The sequence below is a fragment of the Streptomyces roseoverticillatus genome, assembly GCF_000719265.1.
Taxonomy (GTDB): domain Bacteria; phylum Actinomycetota; class Actinomycetes; order Streptomycetales; family Streptomycetaceae; genus Streptomyces; species Streptomyces roseoverticillatus.
In genome coordinates this window covers 67,329-82,465 of the sequence record NZ_JOFL01000011.1, presented here as the reverse complement: position 1 = coordinate 82,465, position 15,137 = coordinate 67,329, and the positions used below count along the sequence as shown (strand labels likewise).

The following is a 15,137-nucleotide window of genomic DNA, read 5'->3' as shown; positions in this document are numbered from 1 at the left end:
GCGGGGCCGGGTGCCGGGGCCGCACTAGGGCCGAAGGGGGTACCCCCCTGAGTTGTCCGAAAAGCTGGTGCGTCATAATGCTTGTGAATGTGAACGCGTTCACAAGCGCGCCCTATTGTCCTGCTTTACCTGGGGCATACAGGTGCATAACGCCGGAGACCTGTGTTGCCGGCGATGCGACAGGCAAGGAGAGACCGAGTGAATCTGGCTTTGGCTCCTGAGACGCTGGCCCGCTGGCAGTTCGGCATCACGACCGTCTACCACTTCCTCTTCGTCCCGCTCACGATCAGCCTTGCCGCGATCACCGCCGGGCTGGAGACCGCCTGGGTCCGCACGGGCAAGGACAAGTACTTCCACGCGACGAAGTTCTGGGGAAAGCTCTTCCTGATCAACATCGCGATGGGCGTGGTCACCGGCATCGTGCAGGAGTTCCAGTTCGGCATGAACTGGTCGGACTACTCGCGCTTCGTCGGCGACGTCTTCGGCGCCCCGCTCGCGATGGAGGCCCTGCTCGCCTTCTTCTTCGAGTCGACCTTCATCGGCCTGTGGATCTTCGGCTGGGACAAGCTGCCGAAGAAGATCCACTGTGCCTGCATCTGGATCGTCGCCGTCGGCACGCTGCTGTCCTCGTACTTCATCCTGGCCGCGAACTCCTGGATGCAGCACCCCATCGGCTACGCCGTCGACAAGGCGACCGGCAAGGCGCACCTGACCGACATCTGGGCCGTGCTCACGCAGAACACCACCCTCGTCGTCGTCTTCCACACCCTCACCGCGGCCTTCCTCACCGGTGGCGCCTTCATCGTCGGCATCGCCTCCTTCCACCTGTGGCGCGCCAAGCGCAAGCAGCTGCGCGGCGAGGAGCTCGGCGAGAAGCAGCGCAGCCAGGTCGGCGCGATGCGAGCTTCGCTGCGCACCGGCCTCGTGGTCGCGGTGATCGCCGGTCTGGGCACCGCGGTCAGCGGCGACGAGCTCGGCAAGGTGATGTTCGAGCAGCAGCCGATGAAGATGGCCGCGGCCGAGGCGCTGTGGGAAACCAAGGCGCCGGCGCCGTTCTCGGTCTTCGCGGTCGGCGACGTCACCAAGGGCCACAACAGCGTCGAGATAGAGATCCCGGGCCTGCTCTCCTTCCTCGCCCACAACAACTTCTCCGAGGCCGTCCCCGGCATCAACGACATCGCCGCCCGCGAGGCCGCCCAGTACGGCGGCAAGCCGGAGGACTACATCCCCAGCATCTTCATGACCTTCTGGGGCTTCCGGCTCATGATCGGCTTCGGGATGACCTCCTTCGTCGCCGGGCTGATCGGGCTGTGGACCACCCGCAAGAAGTTCTGGCTCGCGCCCGAGTACCGCACGGGCGAGACCGAGGTCCCGCGCCTGATGCTGACCAAGAACCGCGAGATGAGCCCGTTCTTCACCACCTGGTCGTGGCGGATCGGCATCCTGACCATGGGCTTCCCGCTGATCGCCAACTCCTTCGGCTGGATCTTCACCGAGATGGGCCGCCAGCCCTGGGGCGTCTACGGCCTGATGAAGACCGCCGACGCGGTGTCGCCCGGTGTCAGCCAGGCCGAGGTGCTCACCTCGATGGGCGTCTTCACCCTGCTGTACGGGGTGCTGGCCGTGGTCGAGGTCAGGCTGCTCGTGAAGTACGGCAAGGCCGGACCCGACACCGACGAGAAGCCGCCCGCGAAGGACCCGCGGCTGCGGCTGCCCTCCGGCGGCGCGGCCGACCGCCCCGAGGACGCCGACAAGCCGATGACCTTCGCCTACTGACGCGCCGACCGACCTGACGCGCCGACCGACGATTTCGTCCGACGCCCTCGTCTGCCGACGCGGCGGAACGGAACGGAGAACCGACCATGCACCTCCACGACTTCTGGTTCCTGCTGATCGCCGTCCTGTGGACCGGCTACTTCTTCCTCGAAGGGTTCGACTTCGGCATAGGCGTGCTGACCAAGCTGCTGGCCCGGGACCGCACCGAGCGCCGGGTGCTGATCAACACGATCGGTCCCGTCTGGGACGGCAACGAGGTCTGGCTGATCACGGCGGCCGGCGCGACCTTCGCGGCGTTCCCCGACTGGTACGCGACCCTGTTCAGCGGCTTCTACCTGCCCCTCCTGGCCATCCTGGTCTGCCTGATCGTGCGCGGCGTCGCCTTCGAGTACCGCCACAAGCGCAGCGGTGAGCGCTGGCAGCGCAACTGGGAGCACGCGATCTTCTGGTGCTCGCTGCTGCCCGCCTTCCTGTGGGGCGTCGTCTTCGCGAACATCGTGCGCGGGGTACCGATCGGGCCGGACAAGAACTTCACCGGCACCCTCGCCGACCTCTTCGGCCCGTACGCGCTCCTGGGCGGCCTCCTGACCCTCGTGCTGTTCACCTTCCACGGCGCGGTCTTCGCCGCGCTGAAGACGGTGGGCGACATCCGCGACCGGGCCCGCTCCCGCGCCACCGTGCTGGGGATGACCTCGGGCGTGCTCGCCGTGGCCTTCCTCGGCTGGACGCAGATCGAGTCCGGCAACGGACGCAGCCTGCCCGCCCTGATCGTCGCCGTGGCGGCGCTGGCCGCCGCGCTGGTCATGAACCACTACGGGCGCGAGGGGTGGGCCTTCGCGTGCTCCGGCGTGGCGGTCGCCGCGGCCTTCGCGCTGGTCTTCCTCGCGCTCTTCCCGGACGTCATGCCCTCCTCGGCGAACCCGGCCTGGAGCCTGACCGCCGCCGGCGCCGCCTCCAGCCCGTACACGCTGAAGATCATGACCTGGGTGGCGGTGCCCATGACGCCCCTGATCATCGGCTACCAGGCGTGGACGTACTGGGTCTTCCGCAAGCGGATCGGCACGCAGCACATCCCGGCGCCCGCCGCCCACTAGGGCGCACGGACCCCCAGCGACGACGGACGGAGGACAGGCGCATGAAGCCCGTCGACCCCCGACTGCTCAGGTACGCCAAGGCGACCCGCTTCTTCCTGGCCGCCTCCGTCGCACTGGGGCTGGCGGGCGCCGGCCTCGTTATCGCCCAGGCGATGCTCGTCGCGGAGATCGTCACCGGCGCCTTCCAGCACGGACGGTCCGCGGGAGACCTGGGCACGGCCCTCGCGCTGCTGGCCGCCGTGGCCGCAGGCCGCGCCGCCGTGTCCTGGCTCACCGAACTCGCCGCGCACCGCGCGAGCGCGGCGGTCAAGTCCGAGCTGCGGGACCGACTGCTGACCCGCGCCACCCGGCTCGGCCCCGGCTGGCTGGACGCGCGCAGGACCGGCGAGCTCACCACGCTCGCCACCCGCGGCGTCGACGCGCTCGACGACTACTTCGCCCGCTACCTGCCCCAGCTGGGTCTCGCGGTCGTCGTCCCCGTCGCCGTCCTCGCCCGTATCGTCTCCGCGGACTGGGTCTCCGCGCTGATCATCGTCCTCACGCTGCCGCTCATCCCCCTCTTCATGGTCCTCATCGGCTGGGCCACCCAGTCGCGGATGGACCGCCAATGGCGGTTGCTGTCACGGCTGTCCGGGCATTTCCTCGACGTCGTCGCCGGACTGCCCACCCTCAAGGTCTTCGGCCGGGCCAAGGCGCAGGCCGAGTCGATCCGGGCGATCACCGCCGACTACCGGCGGGCCACCCTGCGGACCCTGCGCATCGCCTTCCTCTCCTCCTTCGCCCTCGAACTCCTCGCGACCGTGTCGGTGGCGCTGGTCGCCGTCGGCATCGGCATGCGGCTCGTGCACGGTGAACTCGGCCTGTACACCGGACTGCTGGTGCTGGTGCTCGCGCCCGAGGCCTATCTGCCGCTGCGGCAGGTGGGCGCGCAGTACCACGCGGCGGCCGAGGGCCTGGCGGCCGCCGACGAGGTCTTCGCCGTCCTGGAGACCGAGCCGGCCGCGTCGGGGACCGCTCCGGCCCCCGACGCCCGGCGGGCCGCCCTGACCGTCGACCGGCTGGTGGTGCGCCACGCGGGGCGGGCCGAACCCTCCCTGCCTGAGACGTCGTTCGAGGTCCGGGCCGGGGAGACGGTCGCGCTCGTGGGCCCCAGCGGCTCCGGTAAGACCACCCTGCTGAACGTGCTGCTCGGCTTCGCCCGCCCGGCCGCCGGCCGGGTGCTCGTGGGCGGTACGGATCTGGCATCGCTCTCCCCCGAAAGCTGGCGGGACCAGGTGGCCTGGGTCCCGCAACGACCCCGTCTCTTCGCCGGGACGGTCGCCGAGAACGTACGACTGGCACGGCCCGGCGCCACGGACGCACAGGTGCACGACGCACTGCGCGCAGCCGGTGCGTTCGACTTCGTGACCATGCTGCACCACGGCACTGACACTCGGCTCGGCGAGAACGGAGCCGGGCTCTCCGCCGGGCAGCGCCAACGCCTCGCGCTGGCAAGGGCGTTCCTTGCCGACCGGCCGGTCCTGCTGCTGGACGAGCCGACCGCGAACCTGGACGGGGAGACCGAGGCCTCGGTCGTCGAGGCGATCCGGAGGCTGGCTGCCGGGCGCACCGTGATCATGGTCGTGCACCGGCCGGCGCTGCTCGCCGTGGCCGACCGGACGGTACGGCTGGCCGGTCCGGCAGCCGGGCCGGAAGCGGTGCCGGCGCAGCGCACCGATGAGCCGGGACCGCTCGGCTCCGGGGTCCGGGGCGCGGAATCGCCCTGCCCGGCGTCGCCCTGCCCGGAATCGCAGGACCTGGAAACGCAGGACCTGGAAACGCAGAGCTCGGAAGCGCGGGGCTTGGAAGCGCAGGACCGGGAAGTACAGGGTTCGGAAGTGCAGGCTTCGGGGGCCGGGAGCCTCGCACCGGCCGGCTCCGCCGACGAGCCGGCCGAGGTCCCGCCCGCCCCGCGGGCTCCCGGCGTCCTCGGGCGCGTGCGTGCCGCCGGGCGCCCCCTGCGGGCGCGGTTCGCCCTGGCACTGCTGCTGGGCGCCCTGGCCCTCGGCAGCGCCGTGGGGCTGATGGCCGTGTCCGGCTGGCTCATCTCGCGCGCCTCGCAGCAGCCGCCCGTGCTCTACCTGATGGTCGCCGTCACCGCGACCCGCGCGTTCGGCATCGGGCGCGCCGTCTTCCGCTACGCCGAACGCCTGGTCTCCCACGACGCCGTCCTGCGGGCCCTGGCCGGCCTGCGCGTCGGGGTGTACCGGCGGCTGGAGCGCCTGGCGCCCGCCGGGCTGCGCGACACCCACCGGGGCGACCTGCTGTCCCGGCTCGTGGCGGACGTGGACGCCCTGCAGGACTACTTCCTGCGCTGGCTGCTGCCGGTCGGTTCGGCCGTCCTCGTGGGCGGCGCGGCCGTCGGCTTCACGGCCTGGCTGCTCCCGGAGGCCGGTCTCGTGCTCGCCCTCGGGCTGCTGGTCGCGGGCGTGGCCGTGCCCCTGCTGTCCGGAGCGGTCGCCCGGCGCGCGGAGCGGCAGTCCGCGCCCGCCCGCGGCGAGTTGTCCGTCCAGGTGGTTGATGTCCTCGCCGGTACGGACGAGTTGACCGTGGCCGGTGCCCTGCCGGAGCGGCTGGCCGGACTGCGTGCGGCCGACGGCCGGCTCACTGGTATCGCCCGGCGTGCCGCGGCGGCCACGGCGCTCGGTTCGGGCCTCTCCGCCCTCACGTGCGGGCTGACGGTGGCTGCTGCCGCCTGGACGGGAGTGACGGCGGTGTACACAGGCCGGCTGGACGGCCTGTGGCTGGCCGTGGTGGTGCTGACCCCGCTGGCCGCGTTCGAGGCGGTGGCAGGTCTCCCGCTCGCGGTGCAGTACCGGCAGCGTGTACGGCGCTCGGCGGAGCGCGTGTACGAGGTGCTGGATGCCTCTCTGCCCGTACGGGAGGGGACGGCCGACGCGCCCGGAACGCCGTTCCCGCTGCGGCTGACAGGCCTGACGGTGCGCTACCCGGGGCAGCCCGCCCCTGCCCTGGAGGAGTTCGGCCTGGAGCTCGGAGCGGGCCGCAGAGTGGCCGTGGTGGGCCGGTCCGGAGCCGGCAAGACGACGCTCGCGCAGGTGCTGCTGCGCTTCCTGGACGCGGAGTCCGGCGCGTACACCCTCGCCGGCAGGGACACGGCGCCCATGGCGGGCGAAGCGGTGCGCCGGCTGGTGGGGCTGTGCGCGCAGGACGCGCACATCTTCGACAGCTCCCTGCGCGAGAACCTGCGCCTTGCCCGGCCGGAGGCGAGTGAGGCCGATCTGCGCGAAGCCCTGCGGTCGGCGCGTCTCCTGGAGTGGGTCGACGGGCTTCCGCAGGGGCTCGACACGCTGGTCGGGGAGCACGGGGCACGCCTGTCCGGCGGGCAGCGGCAGCGGCTCGCGCTCGCCCGCGCGCTGCTCGCGGACTTCCCCGTGCTGGTGCTCGACGAGCCGGCCGAGCACCTCGACCTGCCGACCGCGGACGCGCTGACCGCCGATCTGCTGGCGGCCACGGAGGGGCGCACGACCGTGCTCATCACGCACCGGCTGACGGGCTTGGAGGCGGTCGACGAGGTGATCGTGCTGGAGGAGGGCCGGACGGTCCAGCAAGGCCCGTACGAGGCGCTGGCGGGCGTGGACGGGCCGTTCCGCCGGATGCTGGAGCGCGAGGCCGTGGCGGACGCCGGGGCGGACACCCGCCCGCAAGCGCTTTCCCTGACAAATGGGGCTTACTAGGCTCTTGGGTATGGCAGCCACGGCAGACGCCCCCCGCCCGCGGGACGCCGCCGGCCCCGGACGGGCCGGTGCGCCCGGGCGCGGGCCGGGCCCGATGGACCCCCTGGCCATCGCCACGGAGGCCACCCGCAGCCTCCAGGGCATGTCCACGGAGCTCACCGCGCGCATCCCGCAGCTGCTGGAGGCCATGCGCTCGGTCGGCACGGGCCTTGAGCTGCACAGCACGCTCGACCGCATCACGCGGACAGCGGCCGAGCTCGCCGACGCCCGCTACGCCGCCATCGGTGTCATCGACTCCACCGGTGAGGGCCTGGCCGACTTCATCACGTACGGCGTGACCAAGGAGCAGCACGAGCGCATCGGCGCGCTCCCCGACGGCCGCCACGGGCTGCTCGGGGCGCTCATCCACCAGCCCGCGCCCGTGATGCTCACCGACCTCTCGTCGGACCCGCGCTCGGCCGGCTTCCCGCCGGGGCACCCGCCGATGCGCACCTTCCTGGGCGTGCCCATCCGCGTCGGGGCCGAGATCTTCGGCAACCTCTACCTCACCGAGAAACTGGGCGGCCGCGAGTTCAGCCTCGCCGACCTGAACATGGTGAAGATCCTCGCGACGGAGGCCGGCATCGCGATCGGCAACGCGCGCGTGCACGACGAGGAGCGCCAGCGCATGCGCTGGATCGACGGTTCGGTGGCTGTCACGACGGCCCTGCTGTCGCGCGGTGACGCCGAGGACGCCCTGTCGGTCGTCGCCGAGCAGGCGCGCCGCCTCGCGGACTCGGCCGCGGGCATCGTGCTGCTGCCGGACGGCGACGGCGGGCTGGAGATGGTGGCCGTCTCCGCCGACGATCCGTCCGGCCTGCTGGGGACGGTGATACCGCCCCACAGCCCGGTGGTCTCGCACCTGCTCGCCGGCGAACCGGTCTTCATCGACGACTCCGCCACCGACCCCCGCATGATCACGGAGGTGGCGCCCCGCTTCGGCCCGAGCATGCTGCTGCCGCTCAAGAGCGGCGACCGGGTACTCGGGACGCTCGCGACGCCGCGGGCGCGCGGCGCCCGCAGGTTCACACCGGCCGAGCGCACGCTCGCCGCCCAGTTCGCCGCCCAGGCCGCGCTTGCCCTCGTCATGGCCGAGGCGCAGCGCGACCGCGAGCGGCTGGCTGTCTACGAGGACCGCGACCGGATCGCCCGCGACCTGCACGACTTGGTCATCCAGCGGCTGTTCGCCACCGGGCTGATGCTGGAGAGCGCGCAGCGCAACGCCGTCGTCCCCGACGTGAAGGTGAAGGTCGGGCAGGCCGTAGACGAGCTGGACGTGACCATCCAGGAGATCCGTACGGCCATTTTCGCGCTGCAGCAGGGGCCCGCCGAGGCGCCCGCGGGGCTCCGTACGCGCGTCCTGCGCGAGCTGGGAACGGCAGCGGTGCCACTGGGCTTCCAGCCCTCCGCGAACTTCGTCGGCCCTGTCGACGCGAAGGTCGGGGAGCTCACCGGCAAGAACCTCATCGCGGCGCTGCGCGAGGCCCTCTCCAACGCGTTCCGGCACGCCCGCGCGTCCCGGATGGAGGTGGTCGTCGACGCCACGGTCACTCTTCCGGACGGCAGGCCCGCGGTGCGGCTGACCGTTGCGGACGACGGGGTCGGCATCCCGGAGGGCGGCCGGCGCAGCGGGCTGAGGAACCTCGCCAAGCGCGCCGAGTCGCTGGGCGGATCCAGCTCGTACGGGCCGGGGCTCGGGGAGGACGGGGGCGGCACCCGGGTGGTGTGGGAAGCGCCTCTGTAGGGGCACCGTCGCCCGTCCGGCCGCAGCAGGTCCACCGAACGGACCTCAGCGGGCGCGCCCGCCCGGGACACGCGACAAGATCGCGTCCATGCGACGCCTGTGCCTACCGATACGCGGGCCGCGCCTGCTGCCGAAGGCCGGCGCTGCGGCCCTCGCCGTCCTGTGCGTGCTGTGCAGCGTGTGCGCGCTCGGATTTCCGTCACTCCGCTCCGGCCCGCCGGAAGCGGTGCACGCGCCGGACCGCGCGAGCCGGGTCACCTCCGAGGTGCTCCGGCTGGCCGGGGAGGTCGAGGAGACGCGGCACCGGTACGAGGAGGCGCAGCACGTGGCCAAGGCGCACGAGGCGCGGGCCCAGGAGATAGGCCGCCGGTTGCAGGGCCGGAGGGCCGTCTCGGACACGTTGCGCGAGGACCTGGGGTCGGCCGCCCGGGCGCAGTACCGCACGGGGGGCTTCACCACCGTCCCTGCCGACGATTCGGAGGCCGATGACCCCTTCGATCTGATGGCCCTGCAGCTGCCCGACGCGCGCCGCCGCGCCCGGCTGGCGTGGATGCTGGACGACGACGACCGCAAGAGCCGGAGCCTCGTCGCCGAGGAGCAGGAGCTGGTCGCCGCACAGGTCAATGCCGACAAGGACAGGGAGCAGCTGCAGGCGCACGTGCGGGCCGCCGAGGCCCGTCTCACGGCGGCCCGGGCGGATCTCAATGTCATGGCGCAGGGGTCGATCGACAGCGGTCGCTGCAGCCCGCTCCCGCTCGACCGCGCGGCCGCCGGCGGCGGGACGGCCAAGGACCAGGCCGTGGCGCAGGCGAACGGTCGCTGGACCCGCCCGGTGACCTCGTACCAGCTGACCGCGGGCTTCGGCGGCGTGGGCGCCAACTGGGCGAGCACGCACAGCGGGCAGGACTTCGCCGTGCCCTCCGGTACCCCTGTCCGCTCGATCGGGGCGGGGACGGTGGTCGCGACCGGCTGCGGAGGGGCGTTCGGCATCAGCCTGGTCGTGCAGCACGACGACGGCTGGTACTCGCAGTACGCGCACCTGGCGGCGATGTTCGTGAGACCCGGGCAGCAGGTGCGCGCCGGCCAGTGGATCGGGATGTCGGGGACGACCGGCAACTCCACGGGGCCGCACCTGCACTTCGAGATCCGCACCTCGCCCGAGTTCGGATCGGCGGTCGATCCGGTGCCGTGGCTGAACGCGCGCGGGGTGCGGCTGTAGGCCCCGGACACCGGCCGGGAGAGCCCTAGCGGGGACCTCCTGCGGACCGTGCCTCCAGGATCTGCTCGATGACGGCGGCGACGCCGTCCTCGGTGTTGGCCGCGGTGTGGTGGGCGGTGACCGCAAGCACGTCGGGGTGTGCGTTCGCCATGGCGTACGCGGTGCCTGCCCAGCCGAGCATCTCCAGGTCGTTGGGCATGTCCCCGAACGCCACGACCTCCTCCGGGGAGATGCCGCGCTCTGCGCAGCACTGCGCCAGGGTGCTGGCCTTGCTGACCCCCAGGCCGCTGATCTCCAGCAGTGCGGTCGGGCTGGACCGGGTGAAGGAGCCGTGGTCCCCCGCCGCGGTGCGGGCGATCGTGAGGAACTCGTCCGGGCCGAGGCCGGGGTGGCTGGCCAGTAGCTTGAGGATCGGCTCGGTATAGCCGCTGTCCTCGGCCAGGAGCTTCTCCGCCGGGGCGACGAGGGCGTCCGGGTCGAGGAAGAACGGCGGGTACTCGGGCTCGTAGTGGATGCCCGTGGTGCGCTCCACGGCGAACGAGGAGCCCGGGGCGGCGGCGCGTACGGCGTGCACGACGGCAAGGGCGTCGGCGCGCTCCAGGGGACGGACGTCGACGAAGCGGGCGCCGTCGCGCAGGTCGACGACCGCGGCGCCGTTGGCGCATATCGCCAGGCCGTGACCGTGGACGTGGTCGCTGACCACGTCCATCCAGCGGGCCGGGCGGCCGGTGACGAAGAAGACCTCGATGCCCGCCGCCTCGGCGGCGGCGAGGGCCGCCACCGTGCGCTCGGAGACCGTCTTGTCGTCCCGCAGCAGGGTGCCGTCCAGGTCGGTGGCGATCAGGCGGGGCACTGCGGCGGGCCGCCGTGCGGCGGAGGTCTCGGGCTGCTCGATAGCTGAAGTCACGGATTCCATTGTGGGCCACCGGCATATGCGGCGCACAGGTGTGCGCAACGCCGCGCATGCGTTCAAGCCGGGGGTGTGTCCGTTGTCACGGGGGGTGCGCCGGTCCCACGGCCTAGGCTCGGTGTCATGCGACTGAGCACCGTGATCCTTCCCGACCGCCGCTGGTCCGAGGGCGGCCGGGCCGCCTGGCAGCGTGCGGAGGAGCTGGGCTTCCACACCGCCTACACCTACGACCACCTGTCCTGGCGGACCTTCCGGGACGGGCCGTGGTTCGGCGCGATCCCCACGCTGACGGCGGCCGCGGCCGCCACCTCCCGGATACGCCTGGGCACGCTCGTCACCTCGCCCAACTTCCGGCACCCGGTCACCCTGGCCAAGGAGCTCATCTCCCTGGACGACATCTCGGGCGGCCGCATCACGCTCGGCATCGGGGCCGGCGGCTCCGGTTTCGACGCCACCGCACTGCTGAAGGACGGCCAGGAGCCGTGGACGCCGCGGGAGCGGGCCGACCGCTTCGGCGAGTTCGTGCCGCTGCTGGACCGCCTGCTCACCGAGGACGTCGTCACGTACGAGGGTGAGCACTACTCCGCCTTCGAGGTGCGCAACATCCCCGGCTGCGTGCAGCGCCCCCGGCTGCCCTTCGCCGTGGCGGCCACGGGCCCGCGCGGCATGAAGCTCGCGGCCCGGTACGGGCAGGCGTGGGTGACCACGGGTGACCCGAAGCTGTTCGAGACCGGCACGCCGGAGCAGTCCCGGGCGGCCGTGGCGGGCCAGATCGAGCGCCTGGGCGCGGCCTGTGCGGAACGGGGCAGGGACGTCTCGGAGCTGGGGAAGACGATGCTGACGGGCTTCAGCCCGGACCGCCCGCTGGACTCCGTGGACGCCTTCGTCGACTTCGCGGGTTCGCACGCGGAGCTCGGCATCGACGAGATCGTGGTGCACTGGCCCATCGCCGGTTCGGTCTTCGCGGCGGACGTCTCGGTCTTCGAGAAGATCGCCACGGACGGGCTCGCCCAGCTCGCCGACTGAGCGGAGCAGTGATCGTGCGGGGATCCCCGGGCCGCGGGGATCCCCGCACGACCGGGGACCCTCCCCGTAACCGGCGATTTCCTCCGTAACCGGTACTTTCCTCCGTAACCGGGGATCCCTCCGCGACCGAGGATTCCCCGCGCGATCGGTGAAGAGGGAGAATCGGGGCATAGGCAACCACCGGGGGCGCGTTCCCCGGAGAGCCGGCCCGGGAGGTTTTCCCATGCACTCCTCGAAGAGCACCCGATTCGCCCCAGACCGGGGGCTGACCACCCGCATGGTGAGCACGATGTTCTTCATCGGGCTGCTCTACGTGGTCTTCGTGGGGGTGCTGCTGGCGTTGCTGCGCGGCGCCTGGCCGCTCATCCTGCTCTTCGCGGGAGGCATGTTCGTCGCGCAGTTCTGGTTCAGCGACCGGATCGCCGCCTTCAGCATGGGGGCGCGCGAAGTCACGCCCGAGCAGGCGCCCGAGCTGCACGGCGCCGTCGACCGCTTGTGCGCGCTCGCGGACATGCCCAAGCCGCGCGTGGCGATCGCCGACAGCGACGTGCCGAACGCCTTCGCCACCGGGCGCAACCGGAAGAATTCCCTGGTGTGCGCGACCACGGGGCTGCTGCGCAGGCTGGAGCCCGAGGAACTGGAGGGCGTGCTCGCCCACGAGCTCTCCCATGTCGCCCACCGCGACGTCGCCGTCATGACCATCGCCTCCTTCCTGGGCGTGCTGGCCGGGATCATCACGCGCGTCGGCCTGTGGGGCGGCTTCCGCCGCGTGGGCGGGCGCGACAGCAACACGGCCGTTCTGGTCGTGCTGATCCCGCTGATCAGCGCTGTCGTCTACGCCATCAGCTTCCTGCTCACCCGCCTGTTGTCGCGCTACCGGGAACTGTCCGCCGACCGCGCGGGAGCCCTGCTGACCGGCCGGCCGTCCGCGCTGGCCGCCGCCCTGACCAAGGTCACCGGCGAGATGGCGCGGATCCCCACCCGCGACCTCCGGCAGGCCGAGCCGTTCAACGCCTTCTACTTCGCGCCCGCGTTCTCCAAGGAAAGCTTCAGCCGCCTGCTGTCCTCCCACCCGACGCTGGAACAGCGGCTGGAGCAGCTCGGCCGGATCTCGGCCCAGCTCGGCCGCCCCTGACGGCTCTCTGCCGGTCCACCGATCGCCCCACCGCCCGGAAGGAGCGCGTGCCCGTGGGTTTCCTGGACGCCATCCTCGGCCGCAGTAAGCCGGTCCGCCCGGACCTCGACCAGCTCTTCGCCCTGCCGTCCGCCGCGGTCACCCTTCAGGCGGGCGCCGGCCTCACCCCGACCGGGCTGGGGTCGGTCTGCTTCGCAAGCGTGGAGGGCGGGGCCTTCACACAGCTCCAGCAAGACGTGCGGGCGCTGCTGGACGCGGACACGGAGCGCGGCGGGGAGCCCGTCGAGTTCAGCCGGGACGCGTACGGCTACACGTGGCTGCTCGCTCGGCAGCCGCCCGAGGACACCGCCGCATTGGTCAACGACCTGCACGCGGTCAACACCCTGCTCCAGGAGGGCGGTTTCGGGCCGCAGCTGCTCTGCTCCCTGATGGGCTTCCGGGGTGCGGACGGGTGCTCCCTGGCGCTGGTCTACCTCTACAAGCGCGGCACCTTCTACCCCTTCGCGCCCGTGGCGGGCACGGGGGACAAGCGGGACAACGGGCTGGAACTGCAGGTGCGGGCGCTGCTGGCGGACGACCTGCGGATCGAGGAGGACCTGGCCCGCTGGTTCCCGGTGTGGGGTGCGCCCGGCCTGTGAGCAGCGCGGGGCACGCCCGCACCGGGGGTGCCGGGCCGGCCACCACGACGGGCCCGGCCCGGGAGCGGATCCGGCGGGCTCAGCCGGGGAACCGCAGGAACTCGGCCGGAACGCGCTCCACGAGCCACACCCCGTTCTCGCTCATGCGGAAGACGTAGCCCGCCTGGTGCATCCCGTACGCGTCCACGGTCAGCACCACCGGCTTGCCGCGACGAGCGCCCACGCGCATCGCCGTCTCGCGGTCGGGGGACAGGTGGACGGCGTGCCGGGTCATGGGGCGCAGGCCCTCGGCCCGGATGGCCGCGACGGAGCGCGACACCGTGCCGTGGAAGAGCACCGCGGGCGGCTCGGCGACCGGCAGGCCGAGGTCGACCGGCACGGAATGGCCCTGGTTGGCCCGGATGCGATCGCCGTCGAGCGTGTAGCGCTGCTTGTCGTTCGAGGCGACGACCTCCTCCAGCTCGGTCCGGCTGAAGGGGAGGCCATGCGCGGCACTCGCCTCCAGCAGGGCGCCGACGGCCGTCCAGCCCTGGGCGTCCAGGGTGATGCCGATCCGGCCTGGATCGTGCCGCAGGTGCCTGGCCAGGTGCTTCGAGATGCGGGTCGCGCGCTGGACGTCCATCACCGGCGGGCCTTCCCGAGCTCCTCGACGGCCCAGCGGGCCCATTCCTCGCGCATGGCCATGAAGCGCATCCCGTACTCGAGGGCCAGCCGGCCGTTCACGGACAGCGGGTCGTCGCCCCAGTCCACGTTCCGCTCCACTTCCTCCAGCGCCCTGTGCTGTCCCGCGGCGCGCTCGGCCTCGCCCATGAGGTAGGCCGTGGCTTCCACGGGTGTGAGGTGGTTGAGGAAGAAGACCCGCAGCAGGACCTCGCTGCGGCGCACCGGGTCGGGCCCGGCCTCGGTGAGCCATCGGCGCAGCTCGGCGCGGCCCTCGTCGGTGATCGCGTACTCCTTGCGGCCGCGCGGGCCCTGCGCCGCGACCTCCAGCAGCCCGGCCTTCGTGAGCTTGCCCAGCTCGCCGTAGACCTGGCTCTGCGTCGCCGGCCAGACATTGCTGAGCGAGGTCTCGAACCGTTTCATCAGGTCGTAGCCGCTGGCCGGCCGGTCGGCCAGCAGGCCCAGCATCGCGTGTCTCAGGCTCATGCACCCCACCCTACATTCCACTGTTGACATGTCGGCTGTCGACGTTCTACTTTTGACATGTCAGAGTTGGAATGTCGGCGGGGCTGCCGGCACTCGTCCGAGGAGACCTTTCGATGAACTACGTGCGCGGCTTCATTCCCTGGATCGTCTTCGCGGTCGTCTCCTCCGCCGGCTGGCAGTGGGCCGCGGTGGCCGGGTTGGTCGCCGGCGTCGGCCTGCTGGTCAAGGACTACAAGGCCGGGGTCGCAGGCGAGTCGCTGATCCTGGAGTGCAGCACGGTCTGTTACTTCGTCGCGCTCGCGGCCCTGGCCTTCGCCCTTCCGCACAGCGAGCTGCGGTACTACGGCGGGGCCATGTCCCTGGGCTGGCTCGCGCTCACCGCCTGGGCCACGCTGGCCGTCGGCCGCCCGTTCACGACCGGCATCGCCAAGCGGCAGGCGCCTCCGGCGATATGGGACACCCCGGTCTTCCGCCGCATCAACGTCATGATCACTTCCGTCTGGGCGGCCTCCTTCACCGTGACCGCTGCCGTGCTGGCCCTGGTGAGCGCCCAGGGCCTCGGCAGCGGAGTGTCCGTTCCGGTCCAGGTCGCGGGCTTCGTCCTGCCCGCCGTCTTCACCGCCCGCTACCCCGAGCGCGTCCGCGCCCGCTTCGTGCAGGCAGCGCGGTAAAGCCC

Annotated in this window: 12 protein-coding genes; 9 read left to right on the top strand and 3 right to left on the bottom strand. The window is 72.2% G+C overall.

The features are described 5' to 3' along the window. Window positions 1–198: 198 nt before the first annotated feature. The 5 genes from IF61_RS0114530 to IF61_RS0114510 all read left to right on the top strand — a co-directional run bounded on the left by IF61_RS0114530 (window position 199) and on the right by IF61_RS0114510 (window position 9,606). Window positions 199–1,776, top strand: a complete 1,578-nt coding sequence (locus IF61_RS0114530) for a cytochrome ubiquinol oxidase subunit I (protein ID WP_030366790.1) — start codon at window positions 199–201, stop codon at window positions 1,774–1,776. Between the two features lie 86 nt (window positions 1,777–1,862). Continuing rightward, window positions 1,863–2,870, top strand: coding sequence for a cytochrome d ubiquinol oxidase subunit II (gene cydB, locus IF61_RS0114525; protein WP_030366789.1), 1,008 nt, complete (start codon window positions 1,863–1,865; stop codon window positions 2,868–2,870). Window positions 2,871–2,911: 41 nt separating this feature from the next. Beyond that, window positions 2,912–6,604, top strand: coding sequence for a thiol reductant ABC exporter subunit CydD (gene cydD / locus IF61_RS0114520; protein WP_030366788.1), 3,693 nt, complete (start codon window positions 2,912–2,914; stop codon window positions 6,602–6,604). A 94-nt stretch (window positions 6,605–6,698) separates the two neighbouring features. Continuing rightward, window positions 6,699–8,387 carry a sensor histidine kinase gene (locus IF61_RS0114515; protein ID WP_030366787.1) on the top strand — a complete coding sequence of 563 codons (1,689 nt, stop codon included), beginning with the start codon at window positions 6,699–6,701 and terminating at the stop codon, window positions 8,385–8,387. An 88-nt stretch (window positions 8,388–8,475) separates the two neighbouring features. Then, window positions 8,476–9,606 (top strand): M23 family metallopeptidase, encoded by a 1,131-nt coding sequence (locus IF61_RS0114510; RefSeq protein WP_157848605.1) that lies wholly within the window; start codon window positions 8,476–8,478, stop codon window positions 9,604–9,606. 25 nt (window positions 9,607–9,631) lie between these two features. Here IF61_RS0114510 and IF61_RS0114505 read toward each other — a convergent pair whose 3' ends face one another. Continuing rightward, window positions 9,632–10,522: a Cof-type HAD-IIB family hydrolase gene (locus IF61_RS0114505; RefSeq protein ID WP_030366785.1), complete on the bottom strand. Its 891-nt coding sequence runs from the start codon at window positions 10,520–10,522 to the stop codon at window positions 9,632–9,634. 117 nt (window positions 10,523–10,639) lie between these two features. On the opposite strand from IF61_RS0114505, the gene IF61_RS0114500 reads away from it, so the two are divergent. The 3 genes from IF61_RS0114500 to pspAB all read left to right on the top strand — a co-directional run bounded on the left by IF61_RS0114500 (window position 10,640) and on the right by pspAB (window position 13,315). Next, complete coding sequence (locus IF61_RS0114500; RefSeq protein ID WP_030366784.1) at window positions 10,640–11,542, top strand: LLM class flavin-dependent oxidoreductase; 903 nt, start codon at window positions 10,640–10,642, stop codon at window positions 11,540–11,542. A 223-nt stretch (window positions 11,543–11,765) separates the two neighbouring features. Beyond that, window positions 11,766–12,677: a zinc metalloprotease HtpX gene (gene htpX / locus IF61_RS0114495; RefSeq protein WP_030366783.1), complete on the top strand. Its 912-nt coding sequence runs from the start codon at window positions 11,766–11,768 to the stop codon at window positions 12,675–12,677. A 53-nt stretch (window positions 12,678–12,730) separates the two neighbouring features. Beyond that, on the top strand, window positions 12,731–13,315 hold the full coding sequence (gene pspAB, locus IF61_RS0114490) for a PspA-associated protein PspAB (protein WP_030366782.1): 585 nt from the start codon (window positions 12,731–12,733) through the stop codon (window positions 13,313–13,315). 79 nt (window positions 13,316–13,394) lie between these two features. Here the strand turns inward: pspAB and IF61_RS0114485 are convergent, their stop codons facing one another. Then, window positions 13,395–13,937: an RNA 2'-phosphotransferase gene (locus tag IF61_RS0114485; RefSeq protein ID WP_030366781.1), complete on the bottom strand. Its 543-nt coding sequence runs from the start codon at window positions 13,935–13,937 to the stop codon at window positions 13,395–13,397. After that, window positions 13,937–14,461, bottom strand: a complete 525-nt coding sequence (locus IF61_RS0114480) for a PadR family transcriptional regulator (RefSeq protein WP_030366780.1) — start codon at window positions 14,459–14,461, stop codon at window positions 13,937–13,939. The genes IF61_RS0114485 and IF61_RS0114480 overlap by 1 nt, the downstream gene beginning before the upstream one ends. A 113-nt stretch (window positions 14,462–14,574) precedes the next feature. Between IF61_RS0114480 and IF61_RS0114475 the strand changes: the two genes are divergently transcribed. After that, complete coding sequence (locus IF61_RS0114475) at window positions 14,575–15,132, top strand: hypothetical protein (protein WP_030366779.1); 558 nt, start codon at window positions 14,575–14,577, stop codon at window positions 15,130–15,132. The last annotated feature ends 5 nt before the right edge of the window (window positions 15,133–15,137 follow it).

Coding starts and splice junctions, on each gene's coding strand:
- cydB (WP_030366789.1), top strand. CDS start 1,863: ATGCACCTCCACGACTTCTGGTTCCTGCTGATCGCCGTCCTGTGGACC.
- cydD (WP_030366788.1), top strand. CDS start 2,912: ATGAAGCCCGTCGACCCCCGACTGCTCAGGTACGCCAAGGCGACCCGC.
- IF61_RS0114515 (WP_030366787.1), top strand. CDS start 6,699: ATGGACCCCCTGGCCATCGCCACGGAGGCCACCCGCAGCCTCCAGGGC.
- IF61_RS0114510 (WP_157848605.1), top strand. CDS start 8,476: ATGCGACGCCTGTGCCTACCGATACGCGGGCCGCGCCTGCTGCCGAAG.
- IF61_RS0114505 (WP_030366785.1), bottom strand. CDS start 10,522: ATGGAATCCGTGACTTCAGCTATCGAGCAGCCCGAGACCTCCGCCGCA.
- IF61_RS0114500 (WP_030366784.1), top strand. CDS start 10,640: ATGCGACTGAGCACCGTGATCCTTCCCGACCGCCGCTGGTCCGAGGGC.
- htpX (WP_030366783.1), top strand. CDS start 11,766: ATGCACTCCTCGAAGAGCACCCGATTCGCCCCAGACCGGGGGCTGACC.
- IF61_RS0114485 (WP_030366781.1), bottom strand. CDS start 13,937: ATGGACGTCCAGCGCGCGACCCGCATCTCGAAGCACCTGGCCAGGCAC.
- IF61_RS0114480 (WP_030366780.1), bottom strand. CDS start 14,461: ATGAGCCTGAGACACGCGATGCTGGGCCTGCTGGCCGACCGGCCGGCC.
- IF61_RS0114475 (WP_030366779.1), top strand. CDS start 14,575: ATGAACTACGTGCGCGGCTTCATTCCCTGGATCGTCTTCGCGGTCGTC.